We start from the raw sequence: 23012 nt of genomic DNA on the forward strand, positions 1-23012 counted from the left end.
TACTCCGCGGGGATCTTGACATCGGGCAGAAACAGACGTAAATTCAAAATAATCAAAGAGAAACGGCGGTGAAACCACATCATGTATGCGGAGGAACGTCAGCAGGAGATCCTGCGGCGGGCGCGCGCGGCAGGCCGGGTGGACGTCGTCACCCTCGCCGAGGCTCTCGGCGTGACCGCCGAGACCGTGCGCCGGGACCTCACCGTCTTGGAACGCGCCGGGGTCGTCCGCCGAGTCCATGGTGGCGCCATCCCGATCGAGCGGATCGGTTTCGAGCGCGCGGTCGCCACCCGCGACACCGTGCTGACCGCCGAGAAGGAACGCATCGCCAAGGCCGCGGTGGCCGAGATCCCCGAGGACGGGGCCATCATCCTGGACGCGGGCACGACCACCGCGCGACTGGCGCAGCTGATCCCGACCGACCGTGAGCTGACCGTGGTGGTCAACTCGCCGGTGCTGGCCGCGACCCTGGGCCCCAACCCGAACCTGACCGTGCTGTTGCTCGGCGGCCGGGTGCGGGGCAAGACCCTGGCCACCGTCGACGACTGGGCGCTGCGTCCACTGGAGAACCTGCACGTGGACGTGGCCTTCATGGGCACCAACGGCTGCACCATCGACCGGGGTCTGACGACTCCGGACCAGGCCGAGGCCGCCGCGAAGCGGGCCATGATCGCCGCCGCACGGCGGGTCGTGGTGCTGGCCGACCACACCAAGGTCGGCACCGACCACTTCGCCCGGTTCGGAACCATGTCCGATGTGGACGTCATCATCACCGACACCGGTCTGGACCCCGAACTGGGAGCCGAACTGGACGAAGCCGGAATCCGTGTGGTGCAGGCATGATCGTCACGGTGACTCTCAACCCCAGTGTCGACCGGACACTGGAGATAGAGACCCTGACCCACGGCCGGGTCAACCGTGCCGCGCACACCCACCTGGACCCGGGCGGCAAGGGCGTCAACGTATCCCGGGCCCTGGTGGCCAACGGCGTCGACACCCGCGCCATCCTGCCCTGCGGCGGCGACGAGGGTGACCAGCTGGTGCGGCTGCTGCGTGGCGAGGGCGTCCGGCTGACCGCCGTGCCGATCGACGGCCGCACCAGGTCCAACGTGACGCTGGTGGAACCGGACGGCACCGTCACCAAGATCAACGAATCCGGACCCGAACTCGCCGAAACCGAACTCACGGTCGTGGCCGCCACCGTGCGCGCCGCCGCCGAGGACGCCGAGTGGGTCGTCGTCAGCGGCACCGTGCCGCCGGGCGTCACCCCCGAGGCCTTCACCGAGTTCTGCGGCGAACTGGTGTCCGGCGGCGCGAAGCTCGCGGTCGACACCAGCGGCGAACCGCTGCGGGCCGCCGCGCGGGCCGGAGCCGCTCTCGTCAAACCCAACCGGCACGAACTGTCCGATGTCACCGGTGTCGCCCTCGACTCCGTGACCGATGTGGTCAACGCGGCCGAGACACTGCGCCGCTGGGGCGCGGGATCCGTCCTGGCCAGCCTCGGCTCCAAGGGCGCGGTGCTGGTCGACGCCGACGGTGTCCTCATCGGCGAACCGCCGAGCGTCGTCACCCGCTCCGCCGTCGGCGCCGGAGACGCCATGCTGGCGGGCTTCCTGGCCGCCGGCGCCGCCGGTGCCAAGGCGCTGACCGAGGCGCTGGCCTGGGGGTCGGCCGCCGCGAGTCTGCCGGGCAGCAGGATGCCCTTCCCGGCCGACCTGAACCGGCACGGCGTCCGCATCAGCCCCGGCGACCTCACCCCTCTATCTCATATGGACTCATAAGTCACCGGTGCCGGGACAGCGATCGCGGCACCCGCCCCCTCGGAGTACCCCAATGTCGAACAAGATCCCCGCAGCGACGGACACCAGCATCAAAGCCAGAATCCAACGGGTCGGCGGCCATATGGCGGGAATGGTCATGCCGAACATCGGCGCCTTCATCGCCTGGGGCCTGATCACCGCCCTGTTCATCCCCAAGGGCTGGATCCCCAACGAGACCATGGCCGCACTCGTCGACCCGATGGTCAAGATGCTGCTGCCGCTGCTGATCGCCTACACCGGCGGCCGGATGGTGCACGGCCACCGCGGCGGCGTCATCGGCGCCGTGGCCACAGTGGGCATCGTCGTCGGTGCCGACGTGCCGATGTTCCTGGGCGCCATGATCATGGGCCCACTGGCCGCCTACCTGATGAAGCTGATCGACAAGCCGCTGGAGTCCCGGATCAAGCCCGGCTTCGAGATGCTGGTCAACAACTTCTCGGCCGGGATCCTCGGGGCGGGCCTGGCGATGCTCGGGTTGTGGGGCATCGGACCCGTCATCAGCAAGGTCACCGTGTTCCTGGGCGACCAGGTCAAATGGCTGGTGGAACACAACCTGCTGCCGCTGGCCTCGCTGATCGTGGAACCGGCCAAGGTCCTGTTCCTCAACAACGCCATCAACCACGGCGCGTTCACGCCGCTGGGCACCGTCGAGTCCAAGGAAACCGGACAGTCCATTCTGTTCATGATCGAGTCGAACCCCGGCCCGGGTCTCGGTCTGCTGCTGGCGTTCCTGTTCTTCGGCCCCCGCAAACTGCGCGGCAGCACCCCGGCCGCCATCGCCATCCAGTTCCTGGGCGGTATCCACGAGATCTACTTCCCGTACGTGCTCATGAAGCCGCGCCTGATCCTGGCCGTCATGGCCGGTGGCGTCACCGGCGTGGCCACCTTCATGATCACCGGCGTGGGCCTCACCTCGGCACCGGCGCCGGGCAGCATCTTCGCCTTCTGGCTGACCTCCCCGCCCGGAAACCTGGTCGGGATGATGACCGGAGTCGTGCTGGCCGCGGCGGCGTCCTTCGCGGTCGCCGGGCTGCTGCTGGGCTTCGGACGCAAGGCCGACCCCGCCGACGAGGCTGTTGCCGCCGTCGAGACGGCCCCCACCGCCGACACCGGTGCCGCGGTGGCGATCCCGGCCCCCGCCACCAGTCCCGAAACCGACGCCGACCGGACCGAGATCGCGGCGGAACTGCGGGTGGAGGACATCAGCAAGATCGTCGTCGCCTGCGACGCCGGAATGGGATCCAGCGTCATGCTGGCCAGCCAGCTGCGCAAACAACTGAAGGACCACGACGTCACCGTGGAACACACCCCGGTCGACGCGATCCCGGCCGACGCCGACGTGATCATCTGCCACGAGGGGCTGGCCGAACGGGCGCGATCCACGGCCCCCGGCAAACCGGTCATCCCGATCCAGGTGTTCCTCGGCGACCCGGCGGTGACCTCGCTGATCGCGACCATCAAGAAGGGCGGAGTCCTGAATGTCTGAGCTGCTGACCGAAAACGCCGTGCGGCTGACCGAGACCGCCGCCGACCGCGACACCGCGATCCGCCGCTGCGGCGAGGTCCTGGTCGAGATCGGCGCGGCGACACCGGACTACGTCGACGCGATGCTGGAGCGCGAGAAGTCCATCTCGACCTACGTGGGGGAGGGCGTGGCGATACCGCACGGCACCGTCGCGTCCAAGTCCGCGATCACCCGGGACGCGCTGGCGGTGCTGCGGTTCCCCGACGGCGTCGACTGGGGCGGGTCCGAGGTCAGGGTGTGCGTGGCGATCGCCGCGCGCGGCGAGGGACACGTCGAGCTGTTGTCGGCGCTGGCCGAGGTCCTGATGGACCCCGACTCGGCCGAGCGGCTGCGCGAGGCGACCGACGCCCAGACGGTGCTCAACCTGTTGGAATCCATAGGAAAGGACAGTGCGGTATGAAGGTGGTTCGGTTCCACGCGCCCGGCAATGTGGCCATTGAGGATGCCCCGGCGCCCTCGCCCGGCCCCGGCGAGGTACTGCTTCGGGTCGGCGCCTGCTCCACCTGCGGCACCGACGTCAAGATCTCCCGGTTCGGGCACCACCACATCGTCCCGCCCCGCGTCATGGGGCACGAGATCGCCGGTGAGATCGCCGAACTCGGCGACGGCGTCGCCGACTGGGCGGTCGGCGACCGGGTCCAGGTCATCGCCGCGATCCCGTGTGGACAGTGCGAGATCTGCAAGGCGGGCCGGATGACGGTGTGCCCCAACCAGGAGTCCATGGGATACCACTACGACGGCGGCTTCGCCAGCCACGTGGTGGTACCGGCCAAGGTGCTCGCCGTCGACGGCCTCAACCGGATCCCGGAGGAGCTGAGCTTCGCCGAGGCGTCGGTGGCCGAACCGCTCGCGTGTGTCCTCAACGGACAGGAACTGGCGCGGGTGGGTGTCGGCGACGATGTCCTGGTCATCGGCTCCGGCCCGATCGGTTGCCTGCACGTCCGGCTGGCCCGGGCGCGCGGCGCGTCGCGGGTGTTCCTGGCCGACCTGAGCCGCAAACGGCTCGACCTGGCCGCCGGGATCGTCTCCCCGGACGCCACCATCTGCAGCGGCGACACCGACCTGGTCGAGGCCGTCGCCGAACTGACCGGCGGACGCGGCATCGACGTCGCCATCGTCGCCGCCGCCTCGGGTGCCGCCCAGGAACAGGCGCTGCTGACCGCGGCCCGCGGCGGCCGGGTGAGCCTGTTCGGCGGCCTGCCCAAGGACAACCCGGTCATCTCGCTGGACGCCAACCTGGTCCACTACCGCGAGCTGACGGTCGTGGGCGCCAACGGATCCTCCCCGGCGCACAACGCGGAAGCCCTGCGGCTCATCGCCTCGGGCGCCGTCAACGTCGCCGACCTGATCACCCACCGGCTGCCACTGGACCGCGCGATCGAAGCCTTCGACATCGTCGCAGGTGGAGAAGCCATCAAGGTCACCATCGAACCCTAGAAGGAAACGCCATGGCCACCCGAACCGTCACCATTGGATCGTCCTCCGGTCTGCACGCGCGCCCGGCGAAGCTGTTCGTCGAAGCCGCGTCCGAACAGCCCGTCGAGGTCCGCATCAGCACGGCGGCCAAGGCCGCGGTACCGGCGCGCAGCCTGCTGGCCGTCATGGCGCTGGGCGCCCACCAGGGCACCGAGGTCACGTTGGAGGCCGACGACGGACCCGAGGCCGACTCCGCTTTGGACACCCTGGCCGCACTGCTGGCCCGGGACCTCGACGCGGAACCCGACAATGCCTGAACGGCCACCACCGGAACCGACGCGGGCCACTGGAGGGGAGGCGGCGAGCACCAGCACGCCGCCCCGGCCCCCGGTCCCGGAACCCCAGCCCGGCCCGGCGGAGCGGAAACCAGCACCGGCGTCCACTGTGGCAGTGGACGCCCCGCCAACCGCCGGGCCGCAGTCGCCACCGGAAACGGAGCCGGACATGTCAGAAACCCTGCGCGGCATCGGAGTCAGCCCCGGCCTGGCGGCCGGACCGGTCCGCAAACTCGCCCCGCCACCCCGACTGCCCGCACCGGCGCCGGTCACCGACACCGACGCCGAGAAGGCCCGCGCGGCCGAGGCCCTGGCGGCGGTGGCGCGAACCCTGCGCGCCCGCGCCGCCGCCACCACCGGCGCCGGAGCCGACATCCTCAACGCCGAGGCGATGATCGTCGAGGACCCCATGCTCGCCGAGGCCATCACCACCAACATCGGCAACGGAGCCGACGCGCCGCACGCCATCGACGCCGCCATCGCGGTCCACCGCGAGGCGTTCCAGGCGGCCGGTGGTTTCCTCGCCGAACGCGTCAGCGACCTGGACGACCTGCGCAACCGCGCCGTCGCGCACTGCCTCGGCCAACCCAGCCCCGGCATCCCCGATCCCGGTCACCCCTTCATCCTGGTCGCCGCCGACCTGGCCCCGGCCGACACGGCGGGCCTCGACACGTCCATGGTGCTGGCACTGGTCACCGAGACCGGCGGCCCCACCAGCCACACCGCCATCCTGGCCCGCGCCGCCGGACTACCGGCCGTCGTCGGCTGTCCGAACGTCCTCGACCTCGACGACGACACACTGATCAGTGTGGACGGAACCGAGGGCACCGTCACCACCGCCGTCGACGACGCGGAGGTGGCCCGGGTCGTCGCCGCCGAACAGTCCCGCCGCCAGGCCGAGGCCACCGCCACCGGCCCCGGCCGGACCTCCGACGGCCACCGGGTCGCGCTGCTGGCCAACATCGGCTCCGCCGCCGACCTGCCGTCCGACGGCGACTACGAGGGCGTCGGCCTGTTCCGCACCGAACTGCTCTACCTGGACCGCACCACCGCCCCCACCCTGACCGAGCAGAACACCGCCTACCGCGAGGTGTTCGAGGCGATGGGCGACCGCCCCATCGTCGTGCGCACATTGGACGCCGGTGCCGACAAGCCGCTGCCGTTCCTGTCCCAGACCGGCGAACCCAACCCCGCCCTGGGAGTCCGGGGTCTGCGGCTGGCCCGCCAGCAACCCAACATATTGGACACCCAGCTGTCGGCGATCGCCGAAGCCGCCTCCGACACCGGAGCCGACGTGCGCGTCATGGCCCCGATGGTGTCCACCGTCGCCGAAGCCTCCGACTTCGCCGCCCGGGCCCGCTGGGCCGGACTGGAGAAGGTCGGTGTCATGGTCGAGGTGCCCGCCATCGCCTTGCTCGCCGAAGACCTCGTCGAAGTCGTCGACTTCCTCAGCATCGGCTCCAACGACCTGAGCCAGTACCTGTTCGCCGCCGACCGGCAGTCCTCGGCCATGCCCGACCTGCTCGACCCCGCCCAACCGGCCCTGCTGCGGCTCATCGCCCGCTGTGCCGAAGCCGGGGCCGCCAGCGGCACCCCGGTCGGTGTCTGCGGCGAAGCCGCCGCCCGCCCCGACCTCGCCGTCGTGTTGACCGGCCTGGGGGTGACGAGCCTGTCGATGTCGGCTCGCGCGCTGGCGGCCGTCCGTCACGCCCTGTCTCGGCACACCATGGACGAATGCCGGGACCTGGCGGGAGCCGCGTTGAGCGGCGCCCTGGTCAAGGACTGACCCGACGCCTCAGGTGCCGCACTCGGACTCGGTGCCCGCGTAGGTGAGCGTGACGGTCGTGCTCCTCGGATGCTCACCCGACTCGGGATCCTGCGCGAACACCACGCACGCCTCACCGGCGCCGTTCGCGTCCGCGACGAGACGCACGTCGCTGAACTTGTCCTTGACCTCCCGGTAGGCCAGCTGCACCGGCATCCCGATGACCGTCGGGACGCGCTCGACCTCCGCGTCGTCCGTGGCTTTCCCGCTGTCCGAAGGACTCGGCTCCGGTTCCGACTCAGAGGTCTCAGGGCCCTTCGACGCCGACGTCGAGCCGCTGGGGGCCGGTTCGGGCCCGCCGCCGTCCCACGGGCTCCACAGCACCAGCACCGCGCCCACGACGGCGATCACCGCGACCACCGCCAGAATCAGCGGCGTCCTGCCGCTCCTGTCCGGCCGGTCCTCAGGTCGCGGTGTCACCTGGCTCATGGACGCGCCTCATCTCGTCAGCTGTCGACGTCGCAATCCGCCGCGGTGCCGATGAACGTCACCGTCACCACGGAATCCTGGGCGACCTCGGTTCCCGGTTCGGGATCGACAGAGGTGATCGAGCACGCCTGACCCTGTCCGGTCGGATCCTCGGTCATGCTGGGTCGCAGTCCGGCACTGGTCAGTTCGTCCTGGTACTGGCCCGCGAGCTTCCCGGTGCTGTCCGGCACCGCGACCAGCTCCGGCCCCGTCGTGGGCGTGTCACTGGTCGGCTCGTCCTCCGAGGTCGGCTCGTCCTCCGTGGTCTCGTCCTCGGTGGTCTCCTCGTCCGAGGTCGCGGTGTCCTTCTTCGCCGAGGTCGTGTTGTCGGCGTTCGGCTCCGGCTCGCCCCGGCTCCACGGGCTCCACAGCACCAGCAGTGCCGCCAGGACGGCCACGATCGCCAGCGTCGCCAGGATCGGCACCGCCTTGCCCTTCTTCTCCTCGGGCTCCGGATCGCGCGGCGGCGGCATCGGCGGTTCGGGGCGCCGGGGCGGCACCGCCCGGCCCATCTGGCCGGTGTTGCGGGGCATCACCTGGGTGTTCTGCGGCATGACCTGCGTGGCCGCGGCCGCGGAGGCCAGCAGCACCGTGGTGCCGCCGCCGGAACCCGCGTCGCGGCACGCCTGCGCGAACTCGGACGCCGAGGCCCACCGGTCGCGGGGGTCCTTGGCCAGCGCCTTGCGCACCACGTCGGCCACCGGCTTGGGGATGTCACCGGGCAGCGGGGGCGGCGGCTGGTTGAGCTGCGCCTGGATCGCGGCGGCGGGGGAGTCGGAGTGGAAGGGCTGACGGCCGCTGAGGCACTCGTGCGCCACGATGCCCAGCGAGTAGATGTCGGAGGAACCGGTGAGGTTGTTGTCGCACAACTGCTCCGGCGACGCGTAGGCCACCGTGCCCATCACCATGCCGGTCTCGGTCAGTCCCGCCTCGCCCTTGGCACGCGCGATACCGAAGTCCACGATCTTGGGGTGACCGTCGGAGGTGATGAGGATGTTGGCGGGCTTGATATCCCGGTGCACGAGACCGACCCGGTGCGCCGATTCCAGGGCGTCGGCGGTCTCGGCGACGATCCGCATCGCCTCGCGCGGGTCGAGCCGTCCGCGTTCCCGGATCAGGTTGGCCAGCGACGGACCGTTGACCAACTCCATGACCAGATAGGACGAGATTCCGTCCGCGGTCTGGTCCTCGCCGTAGTCGTACAAACCGACGATTCCGGGCGCCTGCAGCGCCGCCACCGCCTTGGCCTCCTGGTGGAAGCGAGTGCGGAAGCGCTCATTGCCAGAAAGCCCCGAGTGCAGTAGTTTGATCGCCACCGGACGTTCCAGCCGGGTGTCGAAGCCACGCCACACCTCGCCCTGACCGCCGCTAGCAATCCGGTCGTCCAGACGGTAGCGACCAGCCACCATTGAGCCGCGCACGATCAAGTTCCTCTCGTTGGCAGATGCTGGTGGCTGATTATGGCACTGGCGGGTGAACTTGGGAATGTCGCGTCGCCGTCGTTTCACGATTGTTACGCGGCCGCTTCACGGGCAGAATTGAATGTGGGCGCGACATGCCTGACGTGCTATAGTCGTCAGTTGGCGAAAAAATGGACAGTCAAAAATAGACTGTCGTACGGTGAATGCTATCAGACGAGGAGCGCATTTGTCAAATCGGGTGGATGCGACGCGAGCCGAGACTCTCGCCGAGGAGCAGCGGCACCTGGACGAGGTCTACGGACGGCTCGACGCGCTGCGGGAACGGGCCGAGACGCGGCGGGCGGAGGTGCTGTTGCAGTCGGAGGACACTCCGGTGGCACAGCGGTTCCGGGAGTCCGTCGCTACCAAGTACACACAGGACATGGTGAAGCTCACGGCGGTGGAGAACGACCTGTGTTTCGGGCGGCTCGACCTGACCGACGGCGAGGTGCGCCACATCGGCAGGATCGGGATCCTGGACGCCGAGCACAATCCGCTGCTCATCGACTGGCGGGCCGAGGCGGCGCGGCAGTTCTATCTGGCGACCGCCGCCCGTCCCGGTGACGTGCGGCGCAGGCGCCACATCAACACCAGGCAGCGCAAGGTGACCGGCGTTACCGACGAGGTGCTGGACCTGGGGGCGCCCCGGGATTCCTGGCACGAGGAGCTGACCGGGGAGGCCGCGCTCATGGCCGCCCTGGACGCCGAGCGCACCGGCAAGATGCGCGACATCGTGGCCACGATCCAGTCCGAACAGGACGCCATCATCCGGTCCGAACTGGACGGGATCCTGGTGGTGGCGGGCGGTCCGGGCACCGGCAAGACCGCCGTCGCGCTGCACCGGGCCGCGTACCTGCTGTACGAACACGCCGAGAAACTCGCGGGCCGGGGGGTGCTGCTCATCGGCCCGAACTCGACGTTCCTGGGCTACATCGGCGACGTGCTGCCGGGACTGGCCGAGACCGACGTCCTGCTGCGTACGATGTCCACTCTGTACCCGGGTGTCGAGGCGACCCGGGAGGAGGATCCCGGGGTCGCGGCCGTCAAGGGCGACATCGCGATGGTCGACGTCATCGCCGCGGCTGTCGCCGACCGGCAGCAGCTGCCCAAGACCGTCGTCGACGCCGAGACCGAGTACGGCAAACTCGTCCTGGACCGACAGACCTGCGAGCGGGCCCGCGCCAAGGCCCGCGCCAGCGGCAAGCGGCACAACCAGGCCCGCGAGGTACTGCGGGAGGCCGTCCTGGACGCGTTCACCGAGGCCGCCGCCCAGCGAGTCGGCGCCGACCCCCTGGGTGGCGACAACCTGTTGTCGGAAGCCGATCTGGCCGAGATCCGCCGCGAACTGTCCGGTGAGTCGGAGGTCCTGGCCGTCATGGACTGGCTGTGGCCCAACCTGACCCCGCAGCAGCTGCTGGCGGGCCTGTTCGGTTCCTCCAAACGCATGGCCGTCGCGATGCCGCACCTGAACGCTGAACAGCGCGCCCGGCTGGCCCGCGGCCCACACAGCGGCTGGGCCGCCTCGGACGTGCCGCTGCTGGACGAGGCCGCCGAACTGCTCGGCGACCTGGACGACTCCGAGGCGCGCGCCCGCCGGGCCCGTCGCGACAGCGCCCGCGCCGCCTACGCGCAGGGCGTGCTCGACATCGTGTTCGGTTCCCGCTCCATCGACCTGGAGGACGAGGCCGACCCCGACGCCGACCTCATCATGGCCACCGACGTCATCGACAAGACCCTGCTGGGCGAACGGCACGCCGAGGACGAGTATCTGTCCACAGCCGAGCGTGCCGCCGCCGATCGGGAATGGACCTTCGGGCACATCGTCGTGGACGAGGCCCAGGAACTGTCGGCGATGGCCTGGCGGATGATCATGCGCCGCAGCCCCAGCCGCTCCATGACCATCGTCGGCGACCTCGCCCAGGCCGGGGAGGAAGCCGGTGCGGCGTCCTGGAACCAGATCCTGGAACCCTACGTGCGGCGCTGGCGGCTGGAGGAACTGTCGGTCGGCTACCGCACCCCGGCCGAGATCATGGAACGCGCCGCCGTCGAACTGGCCCACATCGACCCCGACGCCCGGGTCCCCCGGGCGGTGCGCGCCACCGGTGTCCCGCCGTGGGAGGAGACCGTCGCCGACGTCGACCTCGACGTCGCGCTGCGCAAACGCGTCGGCGCCGAACTGGACGGCCTCGACAGCGGACGCCTGGGCGTCATCGGTCCCCGCCAGCGCATCGGCGAGATCAACGACGCCATCGGCAGCCCCGAGTCGGTCACGGTCCTCGCGGTCCGCGACGCCAAGGGACTGGAGTTCGACGCCGTCATCGTCGTCGACCCCGACGCCATCGTCGCCGAATCGGGCCGGGGTCACAGCGACCTGTACGTCGCCCTGACCCGCGCCACCCAGCGACTGGGCATCCTGCGGATCACCTGACGCCCAAGGGCTTCAGCGCGTCTGCCCCAGGGCGGCGCGCTGAAGCCGCAGGTGACCGATCTCGGCGACGTTCTTCATCAGCTCGGCGTTCAGCCACGCGAGCAGCCGGGCCACGGTGTGCTCGCCGTCGGGCCACGGAAACGGCGCCGGGGCACCGAGATCCGCCTCGGTCAACCCGTCCAGATACTTCGTCCACTCCGCCTTCAGCGACCGCAGCCAGTCCACGGTCGCGGCGGCATTTCCCGGCCAGGCGACCTCCCCGGGCGCATACGGGGCCTCCCCGGCCACGGCCCGCAGCGCCGAGGACCACCACCAGCCGATGTGCCAGGTCAACCAGCCCGCCGTCGTCGCCGGAGCCGGTTCGGGTTCGGTCTCGGAGAAGTCCGCGCGCCACACCCCGTCGTCACCCTTTCGCACCGTCCAGCACCGATCGGCGGGCTCCCACAGGCAGTCCGCGTCGGACAACGGCTCCAGGTGGATCTCGAACAGGGCCCAGGTCAGGTCGAACTGCCAACGCAGTACGGGAATCACGGTTTCCGGCATCGGGTGAGCCTGCCAGAGGACGTTTTGTCCTGACAAGCGGTTTTCGCACCCCCGCACGGTGGGGTAACGCAGACCCCGAGGGTGGGAGTTTCCCCATTGTGTCCGCTGTACCGCGTCGGAAGACTCGATGGTGCATTCGTTTCGGCACAACAGAACGCCACCTGGAGTCCACAGTGAACAATCTGCCCGCGGCGAGAACCCTCACCGAGACCGCCACCCCGACCCGCCGCATCCTCACCCCCGACCTGGCCCGCGGCTTCATGCTGCTGCTCATCGCCATGGCCTACGCCCCGATCTACGTGACCACGGGCTCGGTCGGCGGCTACGGCCATCGCCCCGGCGGCTCCGCCATCGACCACATCGTCAGCTTCCTGACCACCCTGCTGCTGGAGAACCGGGCGTTCCCCATGTTCGGGGTGTTGTTCGGCTACGGGTTGGTCATGCTGGTCAACGGCGCCAAACGAAAGGGACTCACCGACGCGGAGTCCAAGCGAATCCTGCGCCGCCGCAGCCTATGGCTGATCGTCTTCGGAACCGTCCACACGCTACTCGCGTACAGCGGCGAAGTACTGGCGGCGTACGGCGTCGCGGGACTGACGATCGGATGGCTGCTGTACCGCCCCACCCTCAAACTCGGCAAGGCGCTGGCGATCCTGACCCCGTTCTACGCGGTCACCGTGGCGCTCATGATGGTCAGCGCCGGTGCCACGGGCTCCAGCTCCGAACCGTTCATCCACCCCGGCTACACGACGATGGGGGACTGGCTCACCCGGATCGCGGCCATCGTGGCCGGACCACTGGGCAACACGTTCATCTTCCCGATGCTGCTGTTCGTGGTCATCGGCATCTGGGCCGCCCGCAAGGGACTGCTGGAACGCCCGCACGAACACCAGGTACTGCTGAAGCGCCTCGCCATCGTCGGCATCTCGGCCTCGGTCGCCGGAGCACTGCCGTCGGCGCTGGCCGGGGCTGGAGCATTCGACGTCAGCGACTACGGATTCGGTGTGCTGTCGACGATCCAGGTACTCACCGGCGTGTTCGCCGGTATCGGCTACACCGCGCTGTTCGGTCTGCTGGGCATGCGCATGGAGCGGCGCCAGACCACGATCACCAAAACACTGGCGGCGGCGGGACAGCGATCGATGAGCGTGTACCTGTTCATCTCGCTGAGCCTGGCACTCCTGATGAACTACGACCTCGTTGGTCTCGGCACGCAGGTGCACAAGGCCGGAGCCGTCGTCATCGCGTTCCTGGTGTGGCTCGTCGGCGTCTCGCTGGCGCGAACGCTGGCACTGAAGGGCATACCGGGCCCGGCCGAGACCCTGCTGCGATCGTTGATCCACCGGAACCGGTGACTCGTCATGATTTCGTAAGGGTCTTGCGCCCATAGGCGTCCTAATGTCCCCGATATGAGAACAATCCGTGGACTTGCCATCGTATTGACCGCCGTTGTCGCGTTCGCCCTTTCCGGATGCGGCAGCGGCGGCGATCCCGTCGCCGACGACAAGAAGGACACCGAAACCTCGACCGACAACGACAGCTCCGACAAGGGAACACCCGATTCGCTGTCCTTCAAGAGCAAGACGATCGACGGCAAATCCTTCGACGGCTCCAGCCTCACGGGCAAGCCGGTGGTGCTGTGGTTCTGGGCCCCGTGGTGTCCAGGGCGCATCCGACGAGGTCGCCAAGGCGGCCAAAGCCAACGACAACGTCAGCGTCGTCGGTGTCGCCGGGCTGGACGACAGCGTGGACAACATGACCACGTTCGTGGCCGACCACGGCATCGACGACATCACCAACCTGGCCGACCCCGACGGCAAGGTGTGGAAGAAGTTCGAGGTCACCAGCCAGCACACCTACGTACTCATCGACGGCGACGGCAAGGTGACCTTCACCGGCAGCATCGCCGACGCCGACCTCGGCGCCAAGATCGCCGACCTGGCGGGCTAACCGGTGTCCGACTTCCCCTTCGCCCTGGCCCTCGTGGCCGGGGCGCTCGCCGCCGTCAACCCATGCGGGTTCGCACTCCTGCCCGCCTACGCCACCTTCCTGATCACCGGAGACGAGGAACCCACCACCCGCCGTTGGTGGACGACGATCGCCCGAGCCCTGGCACTCACCGCGGCCATGACGCTGGGATTCGTGCTCGTGTTCGGACTGTTCGGTGTGGCCATAGCCCCGTTCGCACCCTGGCTCACCCAGCACCTGCCATGGCTGACGATCGTCATCGGACTGCTGCTGGTCGCGGCCGGAGTCTGGTTGGCCCTCGGCCGCGAGCTGCCGTCCATAGTGCCCAAACTGGGCGGACCGAAGGTCCGGCGTTCCTTCGTGTCGATGACGGTGTTCGGTGCCGCGTTCGCCATCGCCTCACTGGGTTGCACCATCGCGCCGTTCCTGGCCGTCGTGGTGTCGACGTTCCGCACCGAGTCCGTCGTGGCGGGCGTGGGTCTGTATCTGGCCTACGCGCTGGGCATGGGGCTGGTGATCGGCGTGGTGTCACTGGCGATCGCGCTGGCCAAGGACGGGCTGGTGAAGCGGGTGCGCCGGGCGCTTCCGCTCGTCAGCCGGATCGCCGGGGCGCTGCTGTTGGTCGCGGGTGCCTATGTCGCCTATTACGGGTGGTATGAGCTGAGAGTGGCCGCAGGTGGTGACACCGACGACCCGGTTGTCGCGGCGGCATCGGAGATCCAGGCTTGGTTGACGATGGTGGTCGAGGCGGTCTTCTGAGGCACCCCAGTGCGCGTGGTGGCAACGTTGGCCCCTGGAAGCCCGCCTCCGGTATTGACGCGCCGCGAGCGGCCGAGCTGATGATGGAGCACGCGTTTACCTTCCCGCGCTTGGCATCCTCGAACTCAACCCTCCGTCCTAAGTGCTACCCGAACGGCTGATCACTCAGAATAACTACGAAAGCACAGTCCTTCAGGGTACTTAGGCTCTCACTCTCCGCATGCTCGCGCGATTACCGTTCCCCGTAGCGTCGCGTGAGATAACCGGCACGAATCTGTCGCCGCGGTCGATAAGTCTGTTGTGTCCAGACGTACATGCCTGCGCTCAGAAATGGTGGTGCCGCGATGAGCACTGACTTGGGAATCACTCTATCCGGGAAAGATCCCGCCGAACTGGCTGTCAAACATCAAGTGCGGGTGGACCCCCTGACGGGGCGGGCTCTCATCAGTGTGCCCCTGGAGCTGACGCTCGGGAGGGGTGGGTTCGGTCCACAGTTGAGCCTTCGGTATGACTCGACCGGGACGCCGTCGCCGTTCGGGACGGGGTGGGCGCTGGACGGGCAGCTGGCCGTGTCCGTGGGGACCCGGGGGCGGTTGCCGAGTTATGACAGCTCGGAGGTGTACTCGTTCAGTCTGTCTGGGGAACTGGTTCCCACCAGTGAGACCTTCGGGGTCGACGGTTACACCGTGAAGCGCTGGCGGGCTCGGCGCGAGGACTCGCACATTCGGGTGGAACAGTGGACGAACGATGAGACCGGGCGGGTGCACTGGCGTACCCGGGACACCTCGAACACGCTGTCCATATACGGGCTGAACCCGGATGACTCGACGCGGATCTTCGATCCCGAGGAGCCGGGGCGGGTGTTCTCGTGGTTGGTGGAGCGGCAGTTCGACACCGCTGGGAACGCGGTGTTCTACGAGTACGACAAAGAGGACCGCTCGACCCTGGATGAGTGGGACCGCAACGAGCCGTTCGAGCGGGGGCGGGGTGGGGCGACGGCGCAGCGGTACCTCAGGAATGTCTACTATGGTAATTCGGAGCCGCTGGGTCCGGACGAGGCGGTGCCGGAGGGCAATACCTGGCGGTTGCGGGTGGAGTTGGAGTACACCGCCAGGCCCGACGCGTATTCGACGTACACCGCGGGTTTTGAGGTCCGTACCTATCGGTTGTGTGAGCGGATCGCTCAGTATCACGAGTTCGCGGCGTTGGGTGGGGAGGAACTCGTCGCCGCTTACGATCTGGACCACGTGTTGGACGAGTCGGGCAGTCGGCTGACCGCGGTGAACTACACGGGTTTCAGTGGGGAGGACGACAGGAGTGTGCCCCCGCTGTCGTTCACGTATACCGAGCCCGAAGTGGAGGGTTATTTCGGGGACGCGCCGGTCGAGGCGGCTCGGAACACGCCGGGGGGCATCACGGGGCGCAACCATTGGATGGACCTGTACGGGGACGGGCTGCCGGGGATTCTGACCGAGACGCCGCAGGCGTGGTTGTACAAGAGCAACGAGGGGAACGGGCGGTTCGGGCAGCAGACACTGGTGGGTGCCCGGCCCGCTTACGCGCTGGATCAGGTGGCGCTGGCGGATTTCGACGCCGACGGGAACCCGAACCTGGCGGTGCTGCACGGCCGCAGCGGTGGGTTCTACGCGTTCGACCGGGACACCGAGACGTGGCGGGGCTTCCGCAGCTTCGAGGAGTTGCCGCACCTGGAGTCGGCGCAGGGGCGGGCGCAGTGGCTGGACGTCAACGGGGATGGCCGGGCCGAGCTGGTGTTCGCCGACGCGGAGCGGTTCACCTGGTATCCGTCGCTGGGGGAGCGGGGGTTCGGGGATCCGGTGACGCATGAGCTTCCGGCGGCGGCCGACGCGCCGTTCGCCGAGGTGGGGCAGGTCGACTTCCGGTTCGCCGACATGTGCGGGCACGGTATGGCCGATCAGGTGCGGGTGCGCAACGGGCGGGTTGAGTACTGGCCGCAGCATGGACGGGGCCGGTTCGGGGAGCCGGTGTTGATGGCGGGGGCGCCGGTGTTCGCGCCCGACCACGAGTTCGACGTCAATCGGGTGCTGCTGGTGGATCTCGACGGCACTGGTACCGCCGACATCGTGTACCTGGGGGCCAACGAGGTCCGCTGGTGGTACAACGCGTCCGGGAACCGGTTGCTGCCCGGTGGCCGGATTCCGGTGAGTGTGGACAATCTGTCGACGGTTCGGGTGCTGGACTTCCTGGGCGACGGCACCCCGTGTCTGGTGTGGTCCTCGCCGTATCCCGACTCTGCCGACGACATCCGGTTCCTGCGGCTGACCAGTGGGATCAAGCCGCACCTGATCACGGAGCTCGACACCGGAACCGGGGCCCGGCACTCGCTGACCTACACGACCTCGGCGGAGCACTATCTGCGCGACCGGCGCGCGAATCGCAAGTGGAGCACGAAACTGCCGTCGCACACGACCGTCGTCAACTCGCATGAGACCCGGGACCTGGTGGGGGGAGCCCGGGCGCTGAGTCGGTTCGAGTACCACGATGGACGGTTCGACCACGAGGAGCGGCTGCTCATGTTCGGCGCCGTCGACCGTTGGGACACCGACGGCGACGCGGGGCCCGACACCGTGGGTTCGTGCGTGCGGCAATGGTTCCACCCCGGGACCAACCGGCCGCGGCTCATCGACGCCTGGAACGGCGACCCGGACGAGGCACCGCTGCCGTTCCACGTCGTGGACGACGCGGCGGCGCTGCTGCCCGGCGAGTACGAGCACGCCGTCGTGGGCCTGGCGGGGCGTCCGCTGCGCGAGGAGTGCTTCCCGGTGACACCGCTGGGAGAACGCGAGGCCGTGCCGCTGGCCGTGACTCGGTTGTCCTACGGCGCGCGGAAACTGGCCGAGGGCGTGACCGGGCACGACGTTTCCGTCGGCGCCTACCGGGCACAGCGGCTGGCCGCCGTCTACGAGGGAGTCGCCGACGATCCCCGTCTCACCCACGAGATGACCCTGGACGTCACCGCCGAGGGCATCGCCTCACTGCGGTGCAACGTCAGCTATCCCCGAAGAGGCACCGCCGACACTCCACAGCAGACCAAGTTGCGGATGGCCGCGTTCCGGCTGAACGCGCTCACCGTCGACGAGCCACAGCGCTGGGAACCGGGCATCGACGTCGCCAGCGACGAGTACGAACTCACCGGCTTCCTCCCCGGGGAGTCGGGGATCTTCGACTACCTCGCGCTGCGCCAGGAGATCGCCGACGCGGTCGACACCGCCATCGCCTTCGACGCGACCCCGTCGCCGTTCCCCACCGCGCGACTGATCGGGGCCCGGCGCGCGTACTTCTGGAACAACTCCGGCACCGCCGCGCTGCCGCACGGGCAGGTCGGCGCGGTGACGCGGCCCCACCACTCCGAGGAAGCCTGCCTGACCACCGGTTTCGCCAACACCGTCGGGGACGGCGAGATCACCGCCGGAATGCTGACCCAGGCCGGATACACGCTGCGCGAGGGCTACTGGTGGCGTTCGGGAGAGACCCTGCACTACGGGGAGCGGTTCAACCTGGTCGAACGCGCGGTCAGGCCCGACGGCGGCCGCACCGTGTACGGCTACGACGCGGCCGAGTTCGCGCCGGTGTCGGTCACCGATCCGCTGGACAACGTCGTCACCGCGTCCCTGGACTACCGCAGGCTCGCGGTCAACCGCACCGTCGACCCCAACGGCACCGTCACCGAGTCCATTCTCGACCCGCTCGGTGTGGCCTCGGTGGCCACCGTCCACGGCGATGTCGACGGCGTCGACTACGGGCAGGATCCGTTGGCGGACTACAACCCGCAGCCCGCGCCCACCGTGGCCGAGGTGCTGGACGACCCCGACGCGTACGTCCAGAACGCCGCGTCCTTCATGCACTACGAGCTGGGTGCCCCGAGCGTCGTGGTGCGACTGGTCCGGGAACAGCTGTCGCACGGCGGAGCACCGACCCCCGACCGCACCGGTGTCATCATCTCCTATGTGGATGGATTCGGTCGTCCGCTCCAGACCAAGAAGCTCGTCGATCCCGGCGACGCGGTGCGGCGCGACGAGGGCGGCGACCTGATCCTCGGCCCCGACGGCAACCCGGTCCTGGGGCCGGTGCCGCAGCGCTGGCTGGCCGACGGGCACGTCAGCTACAACCTCAAACAGGAGTCGGTGCGGCTGTACGAACCGTTCTACACCGGCACCCCCGCATACGAATCCGACACCGAGCTGGCGACCTTCGGCGCCGAGCACCGCTACCGCCACGACGCGCTGGGACGGCTGACGCGGCACGACTTCCCCAACCAGACCTTCGAGCGGATCGAACGCGGCCCCTGGTCGGTGACGGATTACGACGGCAACGACACCGTGCAGGACTCCGGCTACCGGCTGCTGCGCGAATCGCTGCCCGCCACCGAACCCGAACGCCGGGCCTACGACCAGACCGTCCCGCACGCCGACACCCCGACGATCTCCTACCTGGACACCGACGGCGGCGTCGTGGCCACATCGCAGGTGACCACGGCGGGACAGCCGCCAAGCGTCACCACCGTGGACCGTGACGTCCACGGCTCGGAGATCACCACGACCGACGCGCGCGGCATCGCCGCCCTGCGGCACTACCGCGACATGATGGATCGCTCGTGGCGCACCGACTCCGTCGACGCCGGCATCGAGTTCTGCGTCATCGACGTCTACGACCGCGAGACCCACAGCTGGACCCCCAACGGCGAGCACATCCGGCACCAGTACGACAGCCTCGACCGTCCGACGGCCGTCGAGGTCGGCGGACGCCGGGTGCAGGAGTTCACCTACGGCGAGGCGGTGCCCGACGGCGCCGACCGCAACGCCAGGGGACTGCTGGTGCGGCAACGCGACCAGGCCGGTACCGAGGAGTTCGACTCCTACAGTCCGTTCGGCGAGGTGCTGCGGGTGTCGCGGCGACTGGCCAGCGACTACACGACCGAACCCGACTGGTCGGGCCCGGTCGCCCTCGATCCCGAGACCCACACCAGTGCCTACGACTACGACGCCGTGTCCCGGGTGGCCCGGGCCCGGCTGGCCGACGACAGCGTGCGCACCATGACCTACGCGGCCGGCGGCGGACTGACCCGGGTGCGAGTGTCCACGACGGACGGCAAGGTCACCGACCTCGACGTGCTGGACGGCGTCGAGTACAACGCCAGGGGCGAGCGGGTGGCCGCCGCACTGGGCAACGGCGTCGACCTGTCCTATGTCTACGACCCCGAGACCTTCCGCACCGCGCTGCGCACCGCCACCCGGGGCACCACGGTCCTCAGCGACGTGGAGTACACCTACGACCCGGTGGGCAACGTGATCCGAGCCCGCGACAACGCGCAGCAACCCGGCGGCGGCCCGATCACGGGACTGACCGTCTCGCCGGAGTCCACATACACCTATGACGCCGCCTACCGGCTGATCAACGCCACCGGGCGGGTGCACCAGGCGCTGCTGGAACACGACTACATCCCCGGCGGGGCCGGAACGGTCAAGGGCACCCGGCATCTGAGCCTCAACAACGGCGCCGCCGTGGAACGCTACAGCCGCACCTACGAGTACGACGCGGTCGGCAACCGGCGATACATGCGGCACAACGGAACCAGCCGAACCTGGGTCAGCGACATGTGGATCTCGTCGATCTCCAACCGCAGCCTCCCGGCGCTGGAACCCTCCGGTGTGACCGTCCCCGACCCCGAGGACCGCTTCGACGACGCCGGAAACGTGATCCGGCTGGCGCACCTGCGCCGGATGGAGTGGAGCTACCGGGGCACGCTGTCGCGCGCGGTCGTCATCGAACGCGACGACGACCCCGACGACGCCGAGTACTACTGCTACGACGGCGCGGGCCAGCGCGTCCGCAAGGTCTTCACACGGCTGGTCTCCGGCCAGGTCGAGACCACCGAGAAGATCTATCTCGACGGTTGCGAGATCAAACGCATCCGCTCCAACGGATCCACGCTGCTGGAACGTCTGACCTCATTGGTCACCGACGAGAACCGCCGGGTCGCGCTGATCCACCGCTGGAACACCGACACCACCGGCCGCGAGACCGACGACGTCGACGACGTGCGGGTGCGGTACCCACTGGGCAACCACCTCGACTCGGCCGAGCTCGAACTCGACGAGGCCGGGGCCGTGGTCAGCTACGAGGAGTACTTCCCGTTCGGCGGCACCGCCTTCGTGGCCGGTGACTCGCTGCGCGAGGTGCGGATGCGCGACTATCGCTTCTCCGGCAAGGAGAACGACGACGCCACCGGTCTGTACTACTTCGGACACCGCTACTACGCGGCCTGGACCGGACGCTGGATCAGCGCCGACCCGATGGGGCCGGTCGACGGCACCAACCTGTACGTGTACGTCCGCAACAATCCGGTCACCTTCGCCGACCCGAACGGCCTCCAGACCACCACGACCGAGACCCAACAGGGCGAACACCACGTCGTGGAGATGCCGGAACTGCCGGAGGCGCTGCGCGGCGTCCGCCTGACACCCGCCCAGGTGCGATTGTGGAACCAGGGTGAGCTGGCGATCGTCCGGTTGCCGGGTTCGGACGCTCCGACCGTCATGAGCCGACGCGAGTACCTGGCGCTGCTGCGTCGGGTGCTGCGGCAGGGCGGCAACGCCACGACCGTGCGGGTGACCCCCAGGCGGCGGCGCGGCGGCAACAGCACGCCGAGCCACAGCGCCGACGCGGCCGCGACGGACGCCTCGATCGACGAGAGCTCCAGCACCGCCGAGGGTGGCGGTGCGGAAACCGGTGACGGCGGCGGTGCCGGTTCGACCACCTCGACCGGCCCGGGCGGCGGCGAAGCCTCCGCAGACGGCACCGGCACCGAATCGGGCACCGGCTCGGGCGAGAGCACCACAGGCCCGGACGGCAACGGCGCGGGCAGCACCGGCACCGGCACGGACGCCGGAACCGGCACCAACAGCGGCGACGGGTCCACGACCCCCGAAACCGGAACCGGCGGCGGTGAGGGAACCGGCACCGGGACCGGAGGCGGCGGCACCGGCACGACCGGGACCGGACCCGGCTCGGGTGCCACCGGCACCGGAACCGGAGGGGGCGGCACCGGAACCGCGCCGGGAGGCGGCACCGGCGCGGCCGGGGCCGGACCCGGCGGCGGTGCGACCGGAACCGGCAGCGGCTCCGGTTCCCGGCCGGGCGGCGGCACCGGGACGAACCCGGGTACCGGTGGCGGTTCGGGTGGTTCACCCACCGGCTCGGCTCAGGGCGCGCCCGGCGGCTCTCCCGACGGTTTCGAGGGCGGCGAGGCCGGTGGCGTGGCTGGCGGCGCGGTCGGCGGTCGGGTCGGCGGCGACCTCGAGCACGGAGTGCTCGGGGGGGGCGGCACCGGCGCGGGAAGCCAATCCGACGACGGCACCGACAGTCGCCACCTGGGTGGTTCGACCCCCGGCGGCGGCGACACCGGAGGCAGCGCGCCGGGCTCCGGCAGTGGCGGCTCCGACTCCCGTCCCGGACAGACCGGCACCGGTTCCGGCGGCAATCCGCGTCCCGACGGCGGCTCCGGCCGGGGCGGTCGCGGCGGACACGGCGGCGCGGGCAGCGGCCAAAGCGGCGGACAGTCCGGCGGCAGTCCCAACGGCGCCCCGGGCGGCAATCCGAACGGCAACCCCAACGGGACCCCCAGCGGTGCCGGTGGCGGTTCGGGAAGCACCGGCAACGGCGGCGGGTCACCCACCACGATGGACCGGGTAGCCCAGATCGCCGGGTACACCAACCTCGAGTTCGGCGGCGACGAAGGCGGACGCTCCGGCGGCATCCCCGGCGGTATGGGCTGGCTGCACGGCTCCGGCTGGCAGATGCTCTACACCGCACTGTCCGTCTTCTCGCTGGTCACCCTGTTCGCCAGCGTCGGCATCCGCAGCTTCTTCCGCGGCGTGCTGGAACTGGGACGGCGGCTGGCGCCGCTGTTCACCCGGGTGTTCTGGCGACGCCTGGCCACCAGTGCCTCGCGGATGCTCACCCGCCGGTTCTGGCGCCGCGCCTGGCGGAACTTCACCAGGTCCAGCTTCGCCCGGTTCTTCTGGGACAGCCGCAATTACGACTCCATCCGGCGGGCGTACTGGAACGCCCGGGGCGGCGCCAACGGCATGCAGCTGCACCACTGGTTCTTCGAACAGAACGGCGGCTTCGTCGGCCGGTTCATCCCCAACGGACTCAAGAACGCGGGCTGGAACCTGTTCGCGGTACCGGCGTTCACCAACAACTACGTCAGCCGCCAGTTCACGATCGGCAGTGCCCGTTGGTTCCTGTCGCGCGGTTGGGGCACCGCGATCCGGATCGCCATACCCGGCTCGCTCATCTCCGGCGGCTACTGGGGCGCCCGGCTCGGCGAATGGCTGTCGGACGACAGTCCGGCCCCACCACCGGCATCACAGTCCACACCAGAATCCTCCTCTCGTTAGTCAACCCGCATTCACGCCCTGGAG

At 69.5% G+C, this 23012-nt stretch carries 15 protein-coding genes; 12 read left to right on the forward strand and 3 right to left on the reverse strand.

What is annotated here, in order from left to right; translation table 11 throughout:
* The first annotated feature begins 81 nt into the window (after positions 1–81).
* From SNAS_RS10555 to ptsP, 7 genes are all read left to right on the forward strand, one after another.
* Entirely contained in the window at positions 82–843 is a 762-nt protein-coding gene (locus SNAS_RS10555; RefSeq protein WP_013017406.1) for a DeoR/GlpR family DNA-binding transcription regulator, read from the forward strand.
* Positions 840–1781 carry a 1-phosphofructokinase gene (pfkB, locus tag SNAS_RS10560; protein ID WP_013017407.1) on the forward strand — a complete coding sequence of 314 codons (942 nt, stop codon included), beginning with the start codon at positions 840–842 and terminating at the stop codon, positions 1779–1781. The genes SNAS_RS10555 and pfkB overlap by 4 nt, the downstream gene beginning before the upstream one ends.
* A 52-nt stretch (positions 1782–1833) precedes the next feature.
* Positions 1834–3306 (forward strand): PTS transporter subunit EIIC, encoded by a 1473-nt coding sequence (locus SNAS_RS10565; protein ID WP_013017408.1) that lies wholly within the window; start codon positions 1834–1836, stop codon positions 3304–3306.
* The gene (locus tag SNAS_RS10570) at positions 3299–3745 is read left to right on the forward strand and encodes a PTS mannitol transporter subunit IIA (protein ID WP_013017409.1); all 447 of its coding nucleotides are present in this window, start codon (positions 3299–3301) and stop codon (positions 3743–3745) included. The genes SNAS_RS10565 and SNAS_RS10570 overlap by 8 nt, the downstream gene beginning before the upstream one ends.
* Positions 3742–4782 (forward strand): zinc-dependent dehydrogenase, encoded by a 1041-nt coding sequence (locus SNAS_RS10575; protein WP_013017410.1) that lies wholly within the window; start codon positions 3742–3744, stop codon positions 4780–4782. The genes SNAS_RS10570 and SNAS_RS10575 overlap by 4 nt, the downstream gene beginning before the upstream one ends.
* A gap of 11 nt (positions 4783–4793) precedes the next feature.
* Positions 4794–5078 (forward strand): HPr family phosphocarrier protein, encoded by a 285-nt coding sequence (locus SNAS_RS10580; RefSeq protein WP_013017411.1) that lies wholly within the window; start codon positions 4794–4796, stop codon positions 5076–5078.
* Between the two features lie 187 nt (positions 5079–5265).
* Positions 5266–6882: a phosphoenolpyruvate--protein phosphotransferase gene (ptsP, locus tag SNAS_RS10585; RefSeq protein ID WP_013017412.1), complete on the forward strand. Its 1617-nt coding sequence runs from the start codon at positions 5266–5268 to the stop codon at positions 6880–6882.
* Positions 6883–6891: 9 nt separating this feature from the next.
* Here the strand turns inward: ptsP and SNAS_RS10590 are convergent, their stop codons facing one another.
* Together SNAS_RS10590 and SNAS_RS10595 are read right to left on the reverse strand one after the other, a co-directional pair.
* Positions 6892–7350: a hypothetical protein gene (locus tag SNAS_RS10590; RefSeq protein WP_013017413.1), complete on the reverse strand. Its 459-nt coding sequence runs from the start codon at positions 7348–7350 to the stop codon at positions 6892–6894.
* Between the two features lie 17 nt (positions 7351–7367).
* A complete protein-coding gene (locus tag SNAS_RS10595) occupies positions 7368–8810 on the reverse strand; it encodes a serine/threonine-protein kinase (protein ID WP_013017414.1) in 1443 nt (480 codons plus the stop codon).
* A gap of 226 nt (positions 8811–9036) precedes the next feature.
* Between SNAS_RS10595 and SNAS_RS10600 the strand changes: the two genes are divergently transcribed.
* Positions 9037–11277, forward strand: coding sequence for a HelD family protein (locus SNAS_RS10600; protein WP_013017415.1), 2241 nt, complete (start codon positions 9037–9039; stop codon positions 11275–11277).
* 12 nt (positions 11278–11289) lie between these two features.
* Here the strand turns inward: SNAS_RS10600 and SNAS_RS10605 are convergent, their stop codons facing one another.
* Positions 11290–11820, reverse strand: a complete 531-nt coding sequence (locus SNAS_RS10605) for a DinB family protein (RefSeq protein ID WP_013017416.1) — start codon at positions 11818–11820, stop codon at positions 11290–11292.
* 173 nt (positions 11821–11993) lie between these two features.
* Here SNAS_RS10605 and SNAS_RS10610 point away from each other — a divergent pair, with 173 nt between their 5' ends.
* The 4 genes from SNAS_RS10610 to SNAS_RS10625 all read left to right on the forward strand — a co-directional run bounded on the left by SNAS_RS10610 (position 11994) and on the right by SNAS_RS10625 (position 22988).
* Positions 11994–13175 (forward strand): DUF418 domain-containing protein, encoded by a 1182-nt coding sequence (locus tag SNAS_RS10610; protein WP_013017417.1) that lies wholly within the window; start codon positions 11994–11996, stop codon positions 13173–13175.
* A gap of 400 nt (positions 13176–13575) precedes the next feature.
* Positions 13576–13770 (forward strand): TlpA family protein disulfide reductase, encoded by a 195-nt coding sequence (locus SNAS_RS32645; protein ID WP_144300456.1) that lies wholly within the window; start codon positions 13576–13578, stop codon positions 13768–13770.
* A gap of 3 nt (positions 13771–13773) precedes the next feature.
* Entirely contained in the window at positions 13774–14547 is a 774-nt protein-coding gene (locus SNAS_RS10620; protein WP_013017418.1) for a cytochrome c biogenesis CcdA family protein, read from the forward strand.
* 344 nt (positions 14548–14891) lie between these two features.
* A complete protein-coding gene (locus SNAS_RS10625; protein ID WP_013017419.1) occupies positions 14892–22988 on the forward strand; it encodes a SpvB/TcaC N-terminal domain-containing protein in 8097 nt (2698 codons plus the stop codon).
* Positions 22989–23012 lie beyond the last annotated feature (24 nt).

Source organism: Stackebrandtia nassauensis DSM 44728 (assembly GCF_000024545.1).
Lineage (GTDB): Bacteria > Actinomycetota > Actinomycetes > Mycobacteriales > Micromonosporaceae > Stackebrandtia > Stackebrandtia nassauensis.